This is a genomic window from Aromatoleum diolicum (assembly GCF_012910955.1).
GTDB classification, from domain to species: domain Bacteria; phylum Pseudomonadota; class Gammaproteobacteria; order Burkholderiales; family Rhodocyclaceae; genus Aromatoleum; species Aromatoleum diolicum.
In genome coordinates this window covers 124,872-143,530 of the sequence record NZ_WTVQ01000008.1, presented here as the reverse complement: position 1 = coordinate 143,530, position 18,659 = coordinate 124,872, and the positions used below count along the sequence as shown (strand labels likewise).

Below are 18,659 nucleotides of genomic sequence, written 5' to 3'. Positions count from 1 at the left end.
CTTTTAACACACTTCCCCATACCCACCAACGCAGCGCAGCACTGCACCGGTCAACAAAAACGGGGCCTCACCTGCATCGGCGCGCCCCGCTGTTGAGATATCGGACAGGCACTGCGCCGATTTTACTTCGCCGTCATGCGGATGGCGCCGTCGAGGCGGATCGTCTCGCCATTAAGGTAGGAATTCTCGATGATGTGGCGCACCAATGCAGCGTATTCAGCCGGCCGCCCCATGCGTGAGGGGAACGGTACGGTCTTGCCGAGCGAATCCTGAACGTCCTGCGGCATGCCCATCAGCATCGGAGTCTCCATGATCCCCGGCGCAATGGTCATCACCCGCACGCCAAACCGTGCCATTTCGCGCGCCACGGGCAGAGTCAGACCGACGACACCCGCCTTCGACGCGGCATAGGCTGCCTGGCCGATCTGTCCGTCGTATGCCGCCACCGACGCGGTGCTGATGATCACGCCGCGCTCACCTTCCTCGTTGGGCGCAGCCTTGCTCATCACGTCCGCCGCAAGGCGCATCATGTTGAAGCTACCGATCAGATTGACTCCGATCGCGCGCGCAAAGGATTCGAGCCGATGCGGAGCCTCACGTCCGACCACCTTCTCCGCCGGAGCAATCCCGGCACAGTTCACCAACCCCTGCAACCCGCCAAAGCCCGACACCGCGCGATCGATCGCCGCCTTCGCGCTCTCCTCGCTGGTGACGTCCGTTTGCACGAACGCCGCAGCGGTGCCGAGCTCTGTCGCAACCGCTTCACCCGCGTCACAATTGACGTCGGCGAGCACAACCTTGCCCCCCGCAGCGACCAGCATCCGGGCTGTCGCCGCACCGAGACCCGAGCCACCACCTGTTACCACGAATACACTGTTCTCGATCTTCATGCCCAACTCCCTATGAGTACCGCCCATGCGCGGCCGTATGGGCTCGCAACATAATTGCAGTTGACGTCAACGTCAACCCCGTGAGCCCATCTATGGATGCAAATGCGCGAGGTAAGTAAACATGCGACCAAGCACGGCACTCACTCGTCGCGCAAAAACCGGTAAAGCGATACCAGAATCCCCGCGGTCGCGCCCCAGATAAAGTAATCACCGTAAGGCATTGCGTAGTACTGACGCATCCGCCCCTGATACTCCATGCTGTGCCTCTGGTGGTTGGCCGGATTGAGGAAATGGGACAACGGCACCTCGAAAGCTTCGGCGACTTCGAAGCTGTCGAGCTTCAGTTCGAACGGCGGATGCACCAGTCCGACCACGGGCTTCACACGAAAACCGGTCCCGGTGCAATAGTCAGGCAGTTCGCCGAGCAGTTCGACGCGGTCCGGGTCGAGGCCGATTTCCTCTTCGGTTTCACGCAATGCGGTCATCACGGGGGACACGTCCGACTCTTCGACCCGCCCACCGGGGAAACTGATTTGCCCCGGGTGGTGGTGTAGATGATCCGTGCGACGGGTCAGCAGCACTGCCAGCCCGTCCGGGCGAACAACCACCGGCACCAGCACCGCAGCGGGACGAAGCTCGATCGTTGGCACCCCCTCTTCGCGCACCGGCGCCATGTCCGGTGCATCGACGAAACGATCCCTCAGCCAGTCGGCATTCCTGGCAAAACCGAAGCCCCCGTCACCCCTCACACAAATCTCCTCAATAGCGCTTCCGCAAGACAAGCCGGCTCCCCTCGTGCTGCATATCCATGCGACTGAGGAAACTCATGCCTAGCAGCACGAACGGCAAATCGTTTTCGTGGACCAGACCATCCACACCGTGAAGCGTGATGTCACCCAGACGCACCGTATCCAGGCGCACCCGCCAGACCCTTGCCGGACCGCTCGCCGTTTCGGAAACGCCCGCAATACCGCCCCGATAATTGATCCCTGCGCGCCGGGCATCCGCCGCACCCATGGAAATCATGCTTGCGCCGGTATCGACGAGGAAACGAACCGACGCGCCGTTGATGCTGCCGTTCGAAAAATGATGCCCGCGGGAATCCGGGAAAAGACTGACACCGGACGCCCCTGATGTGGCCTGATCGGTTCGCACTGGCGCCGCGCCCAAGGCAAGTCTTTGGCGCCGCCCATCAAGCTCGACGACTGCCGCAGCGCCCGACACCTCGAGCAACCGAAGCCCGTCGCGAGTCTGCTCACCGACTGCAAGCGTTTTCGGCGCGCCACCATCAATCACCAGCACGGCTTTGTTGCCGAATACGCCAGCCAATTCAACTTCGGCCGCAATTGACGCCGCCGCCCCCGACCCGCAAAGCGCGATCAACCACCAACGCACCAACCGATGCACACGCACCATCACCGATCCTCAGGAATTACCGCTACCTACGCCACGCCCAAGCGCCCGAGCGACATCTCAGCACCGGGAATCAGTAAAGGTTACCGCTTGAAACAAGAACTGCCAACCGCCTCATCCTGCACCGCCAGCCCCGGTTTTTTGCCGTGCATCGGCATCCGACAACGGCATGCTCACCTTCACGACGAACTGCCCCCCACGGGAGGAAGTACGCAAGCCGCCTTCCGCATCAAAATGCAGCGCAAGACGCTCGGCGATGTTTGCCAGAGCAATCCGGTTACCGGTCGGCGGGGGGCCGTCCGAACCGGCAACCGGATTGCAGACTTCGATGACGAGTTGTCTTCCATGAACATTGATCGCGACAGACACATCCCCACCATCCGCCGACGGCTCGACCCCATAACGGACCGCGTTTTCGAGCAGGGGTTGCAATACGAGAATTGGCACCTGGGCGCCAAGTGGCGCCGCTTCGCAGTCCCACTGCACCCGTAACCGCCCCCCGAGCCTCAACTGCTCGATTTCCAGGTACGACTTGGCGAGGCGAACCTCGTCGGCAAGAGGCACCAGCGCGCGGCTGTCCGCCAGCAGCACACGAAACAGATCGGCCATATCCAGCAGCACCTGCTCCGCCAGACGCGGATCCTGCCGGACCAGGGACACCGCAGTATTCAGACAATTGAAGAGAAAATGCGGCCGAATGCGCGACTGAAGCGCCATCAGGCGCGCGTTCGCAAGCGCTGGGGACAGGACTCTCTGGCGCCAGTTGAAGTAGCCCAGAATCAGCGCCGCCAGCAAGGCACCAAGCGCCGCCGCCTTCGCCGCACCTGCCATCGGCACCACTCCGGCCCAGGCGCGCAGGCCAAGGTCCAGCCCGCCTGACACAAACGCAACAATCGCCACCACAGCCCCGACCCCTTGCCGGTACTGCAGACCGCTCAACCACGGTGCGAGCACGAACAGCAGCAGCACAACCATCAACAAGGACGACTCGAAGGGCAAGGCGGCGGATCCGACCCGCGTTAAGGCCTCGAACATGTCCGGGGCGTGAGCCACCAAGGCGACGAGATTGGCGGCCTCGGCGATCACGAGCGTCCGCAACATCACCCCGAGATTGCGGAAATCGGGAAGCGTCACTATGTTCTGCGAAGGCGGAGTATCCACGTGCCAAACCTCAAAGCTGAAAAATTCATGGAGAGACGCACGCGGCTTCGCCACGCGACACAGGGCAAAAGCTTCTCCAATGCGCCGCCAGCACTGAACGCCAAGCCCGACGGCGCCACCCCGCCCTGCCACTCGTGCGCTCAAATGAGACGCTCATCGGACACGGCTTCAGGTTTGCGCCAATTTTCACTAGCCTGCACCCAGGATGTCAGCTCGACCATATTATTCACGTACCCATTCAAGATACGGATTCCATCGTGAGCTCAAAACACCTTGCACGGCAGCCACTCCGCAACGGCTTCACCCTGATCGAAGTCATGATCGTGGTCGCAATCATCGGGATTCTCTCTGCCGTCGCCTATCCGGCCTACCAATCCTACATCGTGCGCGCCAATCGCAGCGTCGCTACCGCGCATCTCCTCGACGTCGCCACCCGCCAGCAACAGTACCGGCTGGATGCCAGGACATTCGGATCGCTGAGCGACATCGGCATGAGCACCGCGCCGAGCGAGGTCAGCAAGCACTATGCGATAAGCGTCGTCGGTGCCCCGACCGCAACCACGTTCACGATCCAGGCGGCACCGAGCGGGAGTCAGGCCACGAACGATGCGAAGTGCGGCACGCTGAGCCTCGACCAGACCGGCGCGAAGTCCATCTCCGGCTCCGGGAACGCAGCGGACTGCTGGGGCGCAAGATAATGACAACCGTGAGGCGCGCTCGCGAACACGGAACGGACGTTATCCGGGTGCAGGGGTTTTCACTCATCGAACTGATGGTGACCATCGCGATACTCGCAATCGTCGCCGGCATCGGATACCCCTCGTTCCAGGGCCTGCTGGCGACGCAGCGTGTTCGCGCGGCCGCATCGGCACTTTATGACTCGATGATCATTGCTCGCAGCGAAGCACTCAAGAACAACGCCAATGCGACCTTTGCCGTAGCGGGCTCTGACTTATCCAAGGGCTGGACAGTTCAGGTTGGCGCGCAAAGCGTCCATTCGCAGTCGCCGCTTGCAGGCCTGAGCTTCAGTCCGGCGAACCCGGCGATCACCTATGGCGCGACCGGTAGGCTGATCGCAGGCGCGAATGCAGCGATCACCGTGACAGCATCGGGAACCGACGTGCAGCGCTGCATCCGCCTCGACACCACGGGCAGACCCCGACTGACCGAAGGAGCGTGCTGATGAACCAAACTCGACTTCTGCGGCACCGACAACTTCGGCAGGCGGGCTTCAGCCTGCTTGAAGTGCTGGTGTCGATGGTGATTCTCGCGATCGGATTACTGGGACTCGCGGGCCTGCAGACCAAGGCGAACGTCGTCGAGATGGAGGCCTACCAGCGCTCAGTGGCGCTCATGCTGGTGCAGGACATGGCAAATCGCGTGGCGGCCGGGCGCCAGCATATTGCCGGATTCAACGCGGCAAGCCTTACCACATTCGGGGTCGGCGACGCCCAACCGGCAAATTGCGCCGGAAAAACGGGGGCTGCACTCCAGTTGTGCGACTGGAGCAATGCCATGAAGGGCGTCGCCGAAACAACCGACGCCGGCAGCATCGGCGCGCCGATCGGGATGCGCGGATGTCTGATCTCCGTCGTCCCCCCCAGTGAGGATGCGCTCGCCGAGTACTTCATCGTCGGCATCTGGCAGGGCCTGACGTCCACGAAATCGCCTGACGCCAACACCCCAGGTGCCCAGTGCGCAAATGCAGTCGACTACGGGGACGGACTGCGCCGAGCTGTCGTGACCCGCGTTCTCATTCCGAAACTCGCCGGCGTGTAAGCAATCATGCAAAGACCTGAAAAACGCGATCCATCCGGAAAATGCCGCTCCCTCTCTGCTGAGAGAGGTGTTTCGCTCGTCGAGTTGATGATTTCGATGACCCTGGGGCTGCTGGTGATCGGCGCCATGACCACGATCTTCATCAACAACAGCCAGTCCCGCCGGGAACTGGACAAGGCTGCGCAGCAACTTGAAAACGGCCGCTACGCGATGCAGATCCTCGAGGACGAGATCTCGCTCGCAGGTTATTACACCACCCTGTCGATCGTCGACAGTCCGCCGTCGACAACCGCCAGCCCATGCTCGGCCGACCTCGATGTGTGGAAAGCCTCGATGGACATTGCGGTTGAAGGGGTTAACGCAGGCAATTTCGCGTGCATTGCGAGTTCGAAGGCCGGCACCGGCATGCTTTTCGTCCAGCGAGCCTCGACTGCGATCACCGCGCCAGGCGCACTCGACGCCAACCGGGGTTATTTGCAGGTATCCCTATGCGGCAACGAGTATGTCAGTACGACCCCCGATATACGATTCAAAATCAAGACCCCAGGCGCCGGTGTATTCAACCTCAAACAGATTGACTGTGCGGCCAACCTTGCCCCCGTTCACCAGTACATCCGGCGGGTCTTCTTTGTCGACCAGAACAACGTGGCGGGAGATGGCATCCCGACCCTTAAGCGCGTCGATTTCAGCCCCGCGGGGGCCGGCACCGCGGTAGCGCTCGTTGAAGGCATTGATGACCTGCATTTCGAATACGCGCTCGACACCAGTGGTGATGGCTCGCCCGACCTTTTCAGTGAAGCACCTGCTGCAAACCAGCTGATCAACATTGTCGGCGTCCGCGTCTGGCTTATCGCCCGCGCCATCGATCCGAGTCCGGGCTATCTCGACGCAAAGACTTACCAGCTTGGAAGCAAGGACCCCATCGCACCCGGCGACGCCTTCAAGCGGCATGTCTTCAACACCTATGTCGAACTGACTCATCCTGTAGCGCGGAGAACCAAATGATCCATCCACAAGCGCTCACCCGGCAGAAAGGCGCGGTTCTTTTTGTCGGATTGATCATGCTGATTCTCATCACCTTGCTAGCGGTTTCCGCGATCCGGCTTGCCAATACCAACCTTCTGGTTGTCGGAAACGAACAGTTTCAGAAGGAAGCAGAGGACGCCGCGAATTACCATCTCGATCTGGCGCTCAACTCCAATAGTTTTACCGCCATCAATGTCGACCGCACCGAAACGCTTCCGGCATTTTCCGGCGTGACCGCCACGGAGGCGACAAACTATGCCATCAAGATTCCCCCGCCGAAATGCAACCGCTACCGCTACCTGAAGAAAGGCGAATTGGTGGAGAAATCAATGGTGCTTGTTGATGGCGAGTTGAAGGAAGAGGCACGCGTGCCCACCGACAACCTCCCGTGCTTCGGCAGCGCGTCCGGATCCGGCTTGACGATTGTCGTCGACAACGCCAGCTTTAATGACAATTCCCTATGCGCAACGTCGCTATGGGAAATGACCGCGGAGGTCCAACTCCCCGGAACCGGCACCAAAGCACAGGTCATGCAGGGAGTAGAAATGCGGATCGACTACGCAGAAGCGAAGGATGCCTGCGAATGAAACACTCTGACAGCAAAACGGAACGGAGTCCCAAGATGAGCAGACAATTACATTTCGCGATGACGCTCGCGTTGCTCGGCCTCGGCGTAGCGCCCCTCGGCCATGCCGAAGATATCGACATTTACACTGCGCAGGAAACAAGCGCGGCTTCGCCGAACGTTCTTCTTGTTCTCGATAACTCGTCGAATTGGTCTGCTGCCGACCAAGCGTGGGAAAAGGACACGGTGAGAGCCAAGTGCAAGGATGACACCTGTCGAGGATACGTTGATCAAATTTTCGGCACTGATACAAGGTTAGTACAGGGCCAAGCCGAAGTGCGAGCCCTCAGGGTGGTGCTCAATGAATTGGCCTGTAAATCCGCCAAACCCTTCACCGTCAACCTCGGTCTGATGCTGTTCAACGACGCGGGGACCGCGGACAGCACAAGTGGCGTAGCAGGCTACATCCGGAACAGGGTCCAGCTATTGGCCCCCGAGTCCTTTGGATGCACTGATCCGGACGGCGTTCTGGCATCACTCGATGAGATCGACAAGGAGATCAGAGACCCCGACTACAAGGTTCCGTCCTCCATCGATTACGGCAGTGCGATGTATGAGGCATTCAAGTACTTTGGGGGCTACGCCAACACAAGGGGAACGGCCGCAACGGCCATGGGGTCTCCGGTCGGAGCGAAAGGATATGGTCCAGCACCGTATTCGCTGCGAACTACGCTTGAGGACGAAACCGCCTTCAAGACGCCGTCCAAGAACGAATACCTTAGCCCGATTTCCGCCGACTCCTGCGGAAACAACTACATCGTCCTCGTTGGCAACAGCTTCCCGAACCAGGAACCGACAACGGACACAAAGGTCTCCCCGCCGTCCAATTTGGTCATGAGCCGACTGGGACTGAAGCCCGCGCAACTTTATGTAACGAACACAAACACGGTCCGGTTTGCGGACGAATGGGCTCAGTTTCTGGCGCTTACCGATGTGAGTGAGGTAACCGGGCACCAGCCAGTCAAGACGTTCACGATAAACGTCTTCAACAAGAGCGAAGACCTCGCCCAGACGGCACTTCTGAACAGCATGGCCAGGAATGGGGGGTCCGGCGTAGGCGGAGCAGTCAAGGTCAATGGCGACCTGCAGGCACTGATCGACGGTTTGAAAACCATTCTTACGCAAATTTCCGCAGTAAACAGTTCCTTCGCGTCCGCGTCGTTGCCGATCAGCGTGAATACGCAGGGCACTTACCTGAACCAGGTATTCATCGGCATGTTCCGGCCTGACGGGAAAGGGCGTCCGCGCTGGGCAGGCAACCTGAAGCAGTATCAGTTCGCACTTGAGGAAACGCCCGTCGGCAGCGTCACCGTGCGCTCGCTATTCCTCGCTGACGCCGACGGCGAAGCAGCCATCGACAACGCCAACACGGGCTTCCTGCAGGCCTGCGCGCGCAGTTTCTGGACCAGCGATTCGGGCGAGTACTGGAAGACGGTGACGGAATCTCCGACCCCAGACTACGACATCCCGGATGGAAGCTGTCCCTCATTCGACTTCAAGTTCGAATTCAACGACCGTCCGGACGGCCGGGTCGTCGAGCGCGGCGGTGTTGCCCAAAAGCTGCGCAACATCACGCCCACGAGTTCGCGAAACATCCAGACCTGCGCCTCTGCGCCGGCAAATTGCACAACGAGTGTCGATTTTCCGGGAGCGACGCCTGGCGACGATGATCTCTGGATTCGGGGCGACAACGTCGGTGACGGCTACAACACGGCCACGACTTCGGTGAACGAACAGTATCAGCGCGGCAGCAGCGTGATGCGTCCGACTATCCATGGCGGGGTGGTGCACTCCCGCCCGCTGGCGATCAATTACGGCAGCAACGGCGTGGATGACATCGTTGTTTTTTACGGCGCCGACGACGGCCTGTTCAGGGCCGTCAATGGCAACAAGTCGGAAACCGCTGCGCGCAGCGGTACCGAATTGTGGGCATTCCTCGCACCGGAATTCAGGTCGCGCCTAAAGCGGAATCGGCTTAATTTTCCACTTGTGACTTTCAAGGATGACCCCACGGCGCCGAAGGACTTTTTCTTCGACGGCTCGATCGGCGCCTACATTGGTCCGGCAAACGCCGACGGCACAGGTTCCCGCGTGACGTATATTTACCCCTCGATGCGCCGAGGCGGTAAAATGATATACGCATTCGACGCGACAGCACATCCGGCTGATGAAGCCCCAAAACCGTTGTGGCGGTTCGGTTGCGACCAGTCGGGCAATTGTTTTGGCGCTGGCGACGTGGCCAAGCTGGGTCAAACCTGGTCGGCGCCGAGGGTCGTCCGCGTAAAGAATCAGTCCAAGCTATACACCGTTTTTGGTGCCGGCTACGACACCTGCGAAGACACGGAACCGCGCGACTGCTCGGCAGCCAAGACCGGAAGTGGCATTTTCGTACTCGACGCAAAATCCGGTACGCAGCTCCGCTATATCGACCTCGGCACCTCGGCGGGGCGGATCGTCGCAGACGTGGTTCCCATCGACACCAATAGCGACGGGTTCTCGGATCTGATTTACGCAGTCGATACGTCCGGCAATGTGTGGCGGATCAATCTGACCAACCCCTCCGGCCCGGCAACACAGGATCAGAGCCACTGGACGGTAACCAAGGTAGCGACGATCGCAGATTGGTCAACTCAAAACATCCGCAACCGGAAATTTCTCTATGCACCGGACGTTGTCACGGTCGGAAATTTCAACGTCGTCCTCGTTGGCTCGGGCAACCGCGAGAAACCGCTGGACACTTCAGCCGCTGCAAAGACGAAGAACCGCTTCTACGGCTTTTGGGATGAATACGCCGTCGTAACAAATTTCGATACGATCGACGACAACGGGAAAGATTGCGACGCCCCGAATGACACAATCCTCGACGGCGGCTGTGAATTGATGAACACCACCAAGACGACACTCGATTACACGCCCGTATTCTCATCGATTTTTACGCGGCCACGCGGCTGGGTCATCGATCTGGACGACACGAGTGACGCAGGGCCTAACGAGCAGGTCGTGACGACGCCGGCAACTGTGGGAGGCTTTGTCAACTTCAGCACTTTCCAGGCGAAAAACAAGGATAAATGTTCGTCGCTAGGCACGGCGCGCGGCTATGCGGCGTGCTTCCTTCATGGCGGTGCGACGTGCAGCGGGCTGGCACCTGAAGGCACGACCCGCTCTGAAGAGTTTGTCGGCGGCGGCCTCCCCCCCTCCGCGGTTACCGGAACCGTCCTCGTGAACGGCACCATCGTCCCGTTCATCATTGGCGGCAAACCGGATGCACCGGGAGGCTCTGCCTTGGAAGTCAAACTTCCGCCGATTCCTATCAAGAAGGACCGAACGAAGGTCTATCGCTACAAGAAAATAGACTAGCAGTCTGGCGTACGCGCGGGAGTGGACCGTTCGACCAACGGCCCGCGCCCGTTTTTACTTGCGCCGCTGCAGAGACCGCTAGCAGCTTGCCCCGGCCAGACGCGGGCGGCCAGCGTGGTTGATGACGATCTTCTTCGCGACACCTTCGCTGCAGATAGTCAGCGTGCCCATCAGGTACGCGCCGCTTAACTGCTCCGTCCGCCCGGATGCGACGTACGAAACGTAATTGCCAAGCTTGTCCGTCCCAGTCATCCTCACCTGCCCGGGACGTGCCTGCCCTACCTGCAACAGGGATTCATCACCGTCACGCTTGCCGTTTTCATTCGGATCCTCGAAGACGATCCAGCCGCTGTGCCAACCGATATCCTGGGCGCAGTCCACCGCATCCGCACTCGTGCACATGACGACACGACGATGCCGTTTGAGCGCCTCGGAGCGCACCAAAAGGACGGCCCCGAACAGGTCGTTCGACGCTTCTGCAACCCGTGTTTCTGCCAGCAGGCGCGCAAAAGACGGTAGCGCAATGGCCGAAAGGGTTGCCGCAATGGCCAGCACCACGACGAGTTCGACTACCGAATAGCCGGTACACCCGCGAACCATTCGACGGCCGGGCCACTGCAAAACCCTTCGGTACCGCTCGCGCTCTATCAGCGGTGACCCCCCATACATCGCCACGCTCCCAACAAAGATGAAGCGAGCATTCTATTTGAATTTTTTATTATGACAAATAGCAACAACTCCAGGGAGTGCCGTAGGGCGGGGGAAAAAATGCGAACCGTTGCGAACAGGTTGGCGAGCGCCCGCGTGTGCGGGAGCGCACAGGCGACGAATCGGCCTCGAACGCGCCCAAACTGCAAACCCAAATGGTATGCAAAGCCCATCCGTGACGAGCTATGCAGGACGCGCCGTGGCGCGAAGACTAGACGAAGGTGTCGATGGTCCCACCCACCGTGGCCCCAGGCGTCGGGCCCGAAGCCGGAGGAAGGGCCTTGAGGAGTTGCGCGGCGTTGGCTTGTTGCAGGTCCATGGCCTTCTTGAGGACGAGCAGCGAGGCCTGGGCCTGGACGGTGGCTACATTGGCGGAGGCGGCTGAAGCGAGTGCGGATACGTTCATGACGCCTCCGGCGTACGAGTGATTAGTCGCGGAAGTTGCCGAACTGCAGCGGGAAATCCGTGACCTCCTTCTTGACCAGTGCGATAGCGTCCTGAAGGATGTCGCGCTTGGCACCGGTGACACGCACGACGTCGCCCTGGATGGCAGCCTGGACCTTCATTTTGCTGTCCTTGAGCAGGCGGACGACCTTTTTTGCCAACTCCTGCTCGACACCGACCCGAACCTTGAGTTCCTGCTTGAGCTTGTTGCCGCCAACCTTTTGCAGATCCCCGTATTCGAGGCAGCGCACGTCGATCTTCTTGCTGGTCATCTCGGGCAGCAGGATGGCGGTGATTTGCTCGATCTGGAAGTCGCTGTCACCGAACAGGGTGAGGACTTTGTCGCCCTGCTCCACCCGTGCGTCGCTGCCCTTGAAGTCGTAGCGGCCGGTGATCTTGCGATTTGCGACGTCGACGGCGTTGCGCAGCGACGGCAGATCGACTTCAGACATGATGTCGAATGATGGCATCGCTGGCTCCGGTCAGCCGAAATGGCAGACGTAGTGATACGGCTCGCCGGCAACTTCGATGTCGAAGCTGGAATTGCCGGGGACGTTGAAGGATTCGCCGACACCCCAGGTTTTCCATTCGCCCATTTCACCATTGGGGCCCTTCAGACGCACGCGGCAGCTGCCGGCGACGCCTTCCATGATTTCCGGGGCACCGGTATTGAAGGTAAGCGTAGCGGGCAGGATGACACCAACCGACTTGCGGGTGCCATCGGCCAGAGTGATGGCGTGGCTGATGCACTTGCCGTCGAAATAGACGTTCGCTTTGGTGGTGACGGCGACGCCGTCGAATTTTTCGGTGATGCTCATGAAATGTCGCTTCCCTATTCGATACCCATAAATTTCTGGATGAAACTCTTGGCGACGAAGCCGACGAAGCCGAGACCCAGCGCCACGAACAGCCAGATCGTGCCATAGCGGCCGGCCTTCGACTGCCGGGCGAGATTGCCGATAATGAACAGCATGTACAGGATCAGAGCGGACAGCAGGATCTTGAGCGAGTAGTCCTCGAATTCCGCAATGGTCAGCCCGAAAATGATCGGGTCGCCGTTCATCGAGACATCTCCCTAGCCTCGCTTGGTCTTGGCGTTTGCCGCGATGCGCATGCGCAGCGCATTGAGGCGGATGAAGCCGTGCGCGTCCTTCTGATTGTAGGCGCCCTGGTCGTCTTCGAAGGTGGCGATGGTCGGATCGAACAGCGAGTCGGTCTTCGAATCGCGGCCGGTAACAATGACATTACCCTTGTAGAGCTTGAGGCGCACCCAGCCGTTGACCGCCTGCTGCGTCTGATCGATGAGCGCCTGCAGCGCTTGACGCTCCGGACTCCACCAATAGCCGTTGTAGATCATGCTGGCGTAGCGCGGCATCAGGTCGTCCTTGAGGTGGGCGACTTCGCGGTCGAGCGTGATCGATTCGATCGCGCGGTGGGCGCGCAGCAGAATGGTGCCCCCCGGCGTTTCATAGCAGCCACGGCTCTTCATGCCGACGTAACGGTTCTCGACCAGGTCGAGACGGCCGATGCCGTGCTTGCCGCCGAGTTCGTTGAGCTTGCCGAGGAGTTCGTGCGCCTTCATGCGCGTGCCGTTGATGGACACAAGGTCGCCGCGCTCGAATTCGAGGTCGACGTATTCGGCGGCATCCGGTGCGGCCTCCGGCGACACGGTCCAGCGCCACATCGACTCTTCGGCCTCCGCAGCCGGGTTTTCGAGGTGACGACCTTCGAAGGAGATATGCAGCAGATTGGCGTCCATCGAATACGGGGAGCCGCCCTGCTTATGCTTCATCTCGATGGGAATGCCGTGTTTCTCGGCATACGCAAGCAGCTTTTCGCGCGACAGCAGATCCCACTCACGCCACGGGGCGATGACCTTCACGCCGGGCATCAGGGCATAGTAGCCCAGCTCGAAGCGGACCTGGTCGTTGCCCTTGCCGGTCGCGCCATGGGACACCGCATCTGCGCCGGTGGCGCGGGCGATCTCGATCTGGCGCTTGGCAATCAGCGGACGGGCGATCGAGGTCCCCAGCAGGTACTCGCCTTCATAGACGGTATTGCAGCGGAACATCGGGAAGACGAAGTCGCGCACGAACTCTTCGCGCAGGTCGTCGATGAAGATGTTCTCGGGCGTGATGCCGAACTTCAGTGCCTTCTGGCGCGCGGGCTCAAGCTCTTCACCCTGACCCAGGTCGGCGGTGAAAGTGACCACTTCGCATTGGTAGGTGTCCTGCAGCCACTTGAGGATGACCGAGGTATCGAGCCCGCCCGAGTAGGCGAGCACTGCTTTTTTGACGTCGCTCATTTGGATTTCCGCTCTTTCGATTTCCGCTCAACAGGCAGGCCGCAGTCACGCGGCCAGGATTCGCTATTTTTGGGCCGGCTCAGTCTTCAACCTTGCCGAGCACCAGATATTCCATCAACGCCTTCTGGGCGTGCAGGCGATTTTCGGCCTCGTCCCACACCACCGACTGGACGCCGTCGATGACTTCGGCGGTCACCTCCTCGCCGCGGTGGGCGGGCAGGCAGTGCATGAACACTGCATGCTGACGGGCGGCCGCCATCATTTCAGCGTCGACGCACCAGTCCGCAAAATCCTTCATCCGTTCGTCGTTTTCCGCCTCGAAGCCCATCGACGTCCATACATCCGTCGTGACCAGATCGGCGCCCTTGCAGGCGTCCATCGGATCGGCAAACTGCTCGAAATGGCCCGTGCCGTACAGGCCGGCGCGCTCCGGCTCGACCTCATAGCCCGGCGGGGTCGACACATGGACATTGAAGTCCAGCAACTCGGCTGCCTGCAGCCAGGTGTTGCACATGTTGTTGGAGTCACCGATCCACGCGACGGTCTTGCCCTGGATCGAGCCGCGGTGCTCGATGAAGGTGTAGATATCAGCCAGGATCTGGCAGGGGTGATATTCGTTGGTCAGGCCGTTGATGACCGGGACACGCGAGTTCGCCGCGAAGCGTTCGATGATGTCCTGTTCGAAGGTGCGGATCATCACGACGTCGCTCATGCGCGAGATGACCTGTGCAGCGTCCTCGACCGGTTCGCCGCGACCAAGCTGTGAATCGCGCGTATTGAGATAGATCGCCGAGCCGCCGAGTTGCTGCATGCCGGCCTCGAAGGACAGGCGGGTGCGGGTGCTGGCCTTCTCGAAGATCATCACCAGCGTGCGGTCGAACAGCGGATGGTAGGGCTCGTAACGCTTGAACTTGTCCTTGATCCAGCGTGTGCGATCAAAAACGTGCTGATATTCCTCGCGCGTAAAGTCCTTGAACTGCAGGTAATGTCGGGGCGGATTCATCGCGCGCACCTCATTGCGCAAGGTGCTTGCGCACCAGCGGAGCCAGCCTGGACACGAGCGTCTGGGCATCCTGCTCGGTGAAGATCAGCGCCGGCAGGAGGCGAATGACGCGTTCTGCAGTGACGTTAATCAGCAGGCCGGCGTCGAGCGCCTGACGGACCAGATCGCCGCAGGGACGATCCAGTTCGATACCGATCATCAGGCCGCGACCCCGGATGTCTACAAGGCCCGAAACACCTGCGAGCGCCTCGCGCATGCCGGTGCGGATCGCGTCTCCGACCTTGACCGCGTTCTGCATGAGGCCGTCCTCTTCGATGGCTGCAAGCGTGGCAAGCCCCGCCGCGCACGCCAGCGGGTTGCCACCGAAGGTGGAGCCATGATTGCCCGGCCCGAACAGCCCCGCGGCCTGCCCGGCAGTGACACAGGCGCCGATCGGCACGCCGGACCCGAGCCCCTTGGCAAGGGTCATCACATCGGGTTTGACACCGGCCTGCTGGAAGCCGAACCAGTGACCGGTGCGGCCGACGCCACACTGGACTTCATCGCAGATCAGCAACCAGCCGCGCTCGTCACACACGGCACGCAGTTCGCGCTGGAAGGCGTCGTCGGCGATGTTGATGCCGCCTTCGCCCTGCACCATTTCCAGCATCACGGCGACAACATTGTGGTTATGCTCGCCTACCGCACGGATCGCCCCGATGTCCTTGTACGGCACGCGCAGGAAACCTGCCACCAGCGGCTCGAAGCCCGCCTGGGTCTTACGGTTGCCGGTTGCGGACAGGGTGGCCAGCGTGCGACCGTGAAAAGCGTTTTCCATCACGATGATGGCCGGATGCTCAACACCTTTCTTGTGGCCGTAGAAGCGCGCGAGCTTGATCGCGGCCTCATTGGCCTCACAGCCCGAATTGCAGAAAAACACTTCGTCCATGCCCGACAAGTCGGCGATGCGGTCGGAGAGCTCTTCCTGTAGCGGAATGCGGTACAGATTCGAAGTGTGGAGCACGCTTGCCGCCTGCTGGGCAATCGCGCGTACGAGGCGCGGATGGTTGTGCCCGAGCGTCGATACCGCGATTCCGGAGAGGGCGTCCAGATAACGTTTGCCCGTCTCATCAAAGAGCCAGACGCCCTCGCCATGCGTAAAAGCAACCGGCAATCTGGCGTAGGTGTTCATGAGATGCGACATGGATAACCCCGATCAGGATGAAGCAGAAACGCACACGGCGGCAGGCGCCGCCGTGAATGGTAGAAGCTTGGATGGTAAGCCAAAGAGCCCGGATTGTATAGGCTCGCTGCCGATTGACCCACCTCACGAAAAACGCTTTCGGGGACCGACAAACGCGCTCGCCAGAGTAGCTTGCGACGCCAGGAACAATGCCATTTTGTAGACCGCATGACGGAATCACGAAAGCGTTTTCTGCTAGAATCCGCCCCGTCTCGTGCGGCGCCACAAGCCCAGCCTCAGCCTGCGCACCGCACTCCGGAAATTCCCGCAGCCGCAAAGTCGCGCCATATGAACCAATTGATCGAAAGCTTCATCATCATCGGGGTCACGCGAGAGGGAAAAACATTCCGACCCAGCGACTGGGCGGACAGGCTGTGCGGAATCATGTCGGCATTTGGCGCCGACAATCGCATGATGTACTCCCCTTATGTTCGCCCCGGCTGCACGTTGAAGGGCGAGAAGACTGTCGTGGTCGATGCACGCCTTTACGATATCGAACCGCTGGCGTTCAAGTTCATGGTGAATTTCGCCAACGACAACAACCTCAAGATGGAACCGATCGATAACGATCAGGCTGGCGTGTAAGCGCTCGCGTCAGGGCGACGCGGGACCATCCCTCGCCACTCAAATCCGAACACCAAATAAAAACGGCGACTCGAAGTCGCCGTTTTTATTTACCACCGAAGCAGGCAGATCAGGCGGCCATCGCCTTGATTGCGGCCGACAGGCGGCTCTTGTGGCGAGCGGCCTTGTTCTTGTGGATGATCTTCTTGTCGGCGATGCTGTCGATGGTGCTCATCGAGGTGCGAAACACGACCTGAGCCGCGGCCTTGTCGCCACCGACGACGGCCTTTTGCACAGCCTTGATCGCGGTACGCAGACGTGAACGCAGGCTGCCGTTGTGAGCGCGGGCCACGACCGCCTGACGGGCGCGCTTGCGGGCTTGTGCCGAATTGGCCATAAATGTTCTTCCGTTAATTGGTTCTTGAAAGCGCGCGAGTTTACCGCCTTGAATCATTCGACGCAAGTGCGCTGGCCGTCGCCAGCGGCTATCATCGCGTCTTTTTCCACGGCCGGCCCCCTGATGAACCTGTTGCGCGCCCTCGTCACCGTCAGCGGCATGACCCTGCTTTCGCGCATTCTCGGCTTCGTCCGCGACTTCGTGATCGCACGCGCGTTCGGCGCAGGCATGGCCACCGACGCATTCTTCGTTGCCTTCCGTCTCCCCAACCTGCTGCGGCGGATGTTTGCCGAAGGGGCGTTTTCCCAGGCCTTCGTACCGATTCTTGCAGAGTACAAGAATCGCCAGGGGACGGAGGAAACCCATCGACTGGTGAACCGCGTGGCGACGGTACTGGGCCTCGCGGTGACCGCAGTATCGGCACTGGGGATCATGGCGACGCCATTCATTATCCAGGTTTCGGCCCCAGGCTTTGCCGCGGAGCCGGAGAAGTTCGCACTGACCGTCGAACTGACGCGCATCACCTTTCCGTACATCTTGTTCATGTCTTTGGTGGCGCTCGCCGGCGGCGTGCTCAATACATGGAGCCGCTTTGCGATTCCGGCATTTACACCAGTATTACTGAACCTTTCATTCATCGGCATGGCGCTGTTTGCGGCGCCCTACTTCGACCCGCCAGTGCTGGCACTGGCCTGGGCGGTTTTCATCGGCGGGGTGTTGCAACTGGCCCTGCAGTTGCGTCCGCTTGCGCGCATCGGGCTGTTGCCGCGCTTCGACCTGAGCCTCTCCGACCCGGGCGTGCGACGCGTGGCGAAGCTGATGCTGCCGGCAATGCTCGGCGTTTCGGTGAGCCAGATTTCATTGATCATCAACACGATTTTCGCGTCGTTCCTGGCGAGCGGCAGCGTCTCGTGGTTGTATTACGCCGACCGCCTGATGGAGTTTCCAGCGGGCCTGCTGGGCGCCGCACTGGGGACGATCCTGCTGCCGAGCCTATCGAAAATGCATGCCGACGAGCAACCGGAGGCGTTTTCGTCGCTGCTCGACTGGGGCTTGCGGCTGACGCTGATGCTGACATTACCGGCGGCGCTGGCGCTGGCGTTGCTGGCGGTGCCGCTTATTGCCACCTTGTTCCAGCACGGCGCATTCACCGCCAATGACGTACTGCAGACGCGGCTCGCACTGGTCGCCTACAGCGTCGGCCTGACAGGGCTTATCCTAGTGAAAATCCTGGCGCCGGGCTTCTACGCGCGGCAGGATATCCGCACTCCGGTGAAGATTGCATTGATCACGCTGGCGGCAACGCAGTTGATGAACCTGGCGTTCATCGTGCCCATGAAACATGCCGGATTGGCTTTGTCGATCGGACTGGCATCGCTGCTGAACGCCGGCCTGCTCTACCGGGGACTGCGCCGGCGTGCGGTATATCGGCCGCTGGCCGGCTGGGGAGTGTATGCCCTGCGTCTGATCGCGGCGCTTGCGGTACTCGGTGGAGTGCTATGGTTCGGCATGGGCGAAGAGGCCACATGGCTGAAACAGGATGCGGCGACACGTGCGCTGCGCCTCACCGCAGTGGTAGCCGCGGGCATCGCGGCATATTTCGCGACGCTGTTTGCTTTGGGGACCAGGGTGCGCGATTTTCGCCGTCGCACCGCCGGCTAGAGCCAGCGCCGCATCGCGCCTCGGCGAGATGGCACAGCGTGGCTTGCGAGGCACTACAATGACGCAGATTGATTGCTTCTCCCCGACCGACAAGACCAGGAGT

21 protein-coding genes are annotated in these 18,659 nt (G+C 60.6%); 8 read left to right on the top strand and 13 right to left on the bottom strand.

The window, feature by feature from the left end:
- Window positions 1-122: 122 nt before the first annotated feature.
- The 4 genes from GPA25_RS07135 to GPA25_RS07120 all read right to left on the bottom strand — a co-directional run bounded on the left by GPA25_RS07135 (window position 123) and on the right by GPA25_RS07120 (window position 3,437).
- The gene (locus GPA25_RS07135) at window positions 123-890 is read right to left on the bottom strand and encodes a 3-hydroxyacyl-CoA dehydrogenase (RefSeq protein WP_169259668.1); all 768 of its coding nucleotides are present in this window, start codon (window positions 888-890) and stop codon (window positions 123-125) included.
- Window positions 891-1,030: 140 nt separating this feature from the next.
- Entirely contained in the window at window positions 1,031-1,564 is a 534-nt protein-coding gene (locus GPA25_RS07130; protein WP_169259696.1) for a CoA pyrophosphatase, read from the bottom strand.
- 85 nt (window positions 1,565-1,649) lie between these two features.
- Window positions 1,650-2,306, bottom strand: coding sequence for a retropepsin-like aspartic protease family protein (locus tag GPA25_RS07125; protein ID WP_169259667.1), 657 nt, complete (start codon window positions 2,304-2,306; stop codon window positions 1,650-1,652).
- A 111-nt stretch (window positions 2,307-2,417) separates the two neighbouring features.
- The gene (locus GPA25_RS07120; protein ID WP_343034865.1) at window positions 2,418-3,437 is read right to left on the bottom strand and encodes a sensor histidine kinase; all 1,020 of its coding nucleotides are present in this window, start codon (window positions 3,435-3,437) and stop codon (window positions 2,418-2,420) included.
- Between the two features lie 284 nt (window positions 3,438-3,721).
- Between GPA25_RS07120 and GPA25_RS24195 the strand changes: the two genes are divergently transcribed.
- The 6 genes from GPA25_RS24195 to GPA25_RS07090 are packed head-to-tail and all read left to right on the top strand — an operon-like array spanning window position 3,722 to window position 10,251.
- Window positions 3,722-4,162, top strand: a complete 441-nt coding sequence (locus GPA25_RS24195; RefSeq protein ID WP_343034864.1) for a type IV pilin protein — start codon at window positions 3,722-3,724, stop codon at window positions 4,160-4,162.
- Window positions 4,162-4,647: a GspH/FimT family pseudopilin gene (locus GPA25_RS07110; protein WP_343034862.1), complete on the top strand. Its 486-nt coding sequence runs from the start codon at window positions 4,162-4,164 to the stop codon at window positions 4,645-4,647. Before GPA25_RS24195 ends, GPA25_RS07110 begins: the two co-directional genes overlap by 1 nt.
- Window positions 4,647-5,243: a type IV pilus modification protein PilV gene (gene pilV / locus GPA25_RS07105; protein WP_169259665.1), complete on the top strand. Its 597-nt coding sequence runs from the start codon at window positions 4,647-4,649 to the stop codon at window positions 5,241-5,243. Before GPA25_RS07110 ends, pilV begins: the two co-directional genes overlap by 1 nt.
- A gap of 6 nt (window positions 5,244-5,249) precedes the next feature.
- Window positions 5,250-6,248 carry a PilW family protein gene (locus tag GPA25_RS07100; RefSeq protein ID WP_169259664.1) on the top strand — a complete coding sequence of 333 codons (999 nt, stop codon included), beginning with the start codon at window positions 5,250-5,252 and terminating at the stop codon, window positions 6,246-6,248.
- Complete coding sequence (locus GPA25_RS07095; protein WP_169259663.1) at window positions 6,245-6,856, top strand: hypothetical protein; 612 nt, start codon at window positions 6,245-6,247, stop codon at window positions 6,854-6,856. The genes GPA25_RS07100 and GPA25_RS07095 overlap by 4 nt, the downstream gene beginning before the upstream one ends.
- Before the next feature lie 35 nt (window positions 6,857-6,891).
- Complete coding sequence (locus GPA25_RS07090; RefSeq protein ID WP_169259662.1) at window positions 6,892-10,251, top strand: pilus assembly protein; 3,360 nt, start codon at window positions 6,892-6,894, stop codon at window positions 10,249-10,251.
- A gap of 78 nt (window positions 10,252-10,329) precedes the next feature.
- On the opposite strand, the gene GPA25_RS07085 is transcribed toward GPA25_RS07090, so the two are convergent.
- The 8 genes from GPA25_RS07085 to GPA25_RS07050 all read right to left on the bottom strand — a co-directional run bounded on the left by GPA25_RS07085 (window position 10,330) and on the right by GPA25_RS07050 (window position 15,894).
- Window positions 10,330-10,809 (bottom strand): GspH/FimT family pseudopilin, encoded by a 480-nt coding sequence (locus GPA25_RS07085; RefSeq protein WP_169259661.1) that lies wholly within the window; start codon window positions 10,807-10,809, stop codon window positions 10,330-10,332.
- A gap of 361 nt (window positions 10,810-11,170) precedes the next feature.
- Entirely contained in the window at window positions 11,171-11,365 is a 195-nt protein-coding gene (locus tag GPA25_RS07080) for a YjfB family protein (RefSeq protein ID WP_169259660.1), read from the bottom strand.
- 22 nt (window positions 11,366-11,387) lie between these two features.
- Complete coding sequence (locus GPA25_RS07075; protein WP_169259659.1) at window positions 11,388-11,873, bottom strand: YajQ family cyclic di-GMP-binding protein; 486 nt, start codon at window positions 11,871-11,873, stop codon at window positions 11,388-11,390.
- 12 nt (window positions 11,874-11,885) lie between these two features.
- Window positions 11,886-12,221 (bottom strand): pyrimidine/purine nucleoside phosphorylase, encoded by a 336-nt coding sequence (gene ppnP, locus GPA25_RS07070; protein WP_169259658.1) that lies wholly within the window; start codon window positions 12,219-12,221, stop codon window positions 11,886-11,888.
- Between the two features lie 14 nt (window positions 12,222-12,235).
- Window positions 12,236-12,466 (bottom strand): DUF2788 domain-containing protein, encoded by a 231-nt coding sequence (locus tag GPA25_RS07065; RefSeq protein WP_169259657.1) that lies wholly within the window; start codon window positions 12,464-12,466, stop codon window positions 12,236-12,238.
- Window positions 12,467-12,478: 12 nt separating this feature from the next.
- Complete coding sequence (locus GPA25_RS07060; RefSeq protein ID WP_169259656.1) at window positions 12,479-13,708, bottom strand: argininosuccinate synthase; 1,230 nt, start codon at window positions 13,706-13,708, stop codon at window positions 12,479-12,481.
- Between the two features lie 79 nt (window positions 13,709-13,787).
- Entirely contained in the window at window positions 13,788-14,711 is a 924-nt protein-coding gene (argF, locus tag GPA25_RS07055) for an ornithine carbamoyltransferase (protein ID WP_169259655.1), read from the bottom strand.
- Between the two features lie 10 nt (window positions 14,712-14,721).
- Entirely contained in the window at window positions 14,722-15,894 is a 1,173-nt protein-coding gene (locus GPA25_RS07050; RefSeq protein ID WP_169259654.1) for an aspartate aminotransferase family protein, read from the bottom strand.
- A 327-nt stretch (window positions 15,895-16,221) separates the two neighbouring features.
- Here GPA25_RS07050 and GPA25_RS07045 point away from each other — a divergent pair, with 327 nt between their 5' ends.
- The gene (locus GPA25_RS07045; protein WP_169259653.1) at window positions 16,222-16,518 is read left to right on the top strand and encodes a DUF3579 domain-containing protein; all 297 of its coding nucleotides are present in this window, start codon (window positions 16,222-16,224) and stop codon (window positions 16,516-16,518) included.
- Window positions 16,519-16,627: 109 nt separating this feature from the next.
- On the opposite strand, the gene rpsT is transcribed toward GPA25_RS07045, so the two are convergent.
- Entirely contained in the window at window positions 16,628-16,894 is a 267-nt protein-coding gene (gene rpsT, locus GPA25_RS07040) for a 30S ribosomal protein S20 (protein WP_169259693.1), read from the bottom strand.
- 123 nt (window positions 16,895-17,017) lie between these two features.
- Here rpsT and murJ point away from each other — a divergent pair, with 123 nt between their 5' ends.
- Window positions 17,018-18,556 carry a murein biosynthesis integral membrane protein MurJ gene (murJ, locus tag GPA25_RS07035; protein ID WP_169259652.1) on the top strand — a complete coding sequence of 513 codons (1,539 nt, stop codon included), beginning with the start codon at window positions 17,018-17,020 and terminating at the stop codon, window positions 18,554-18,556.
- Window positions 18,557-18,659 lie beyond the last annotated feature (103 nt).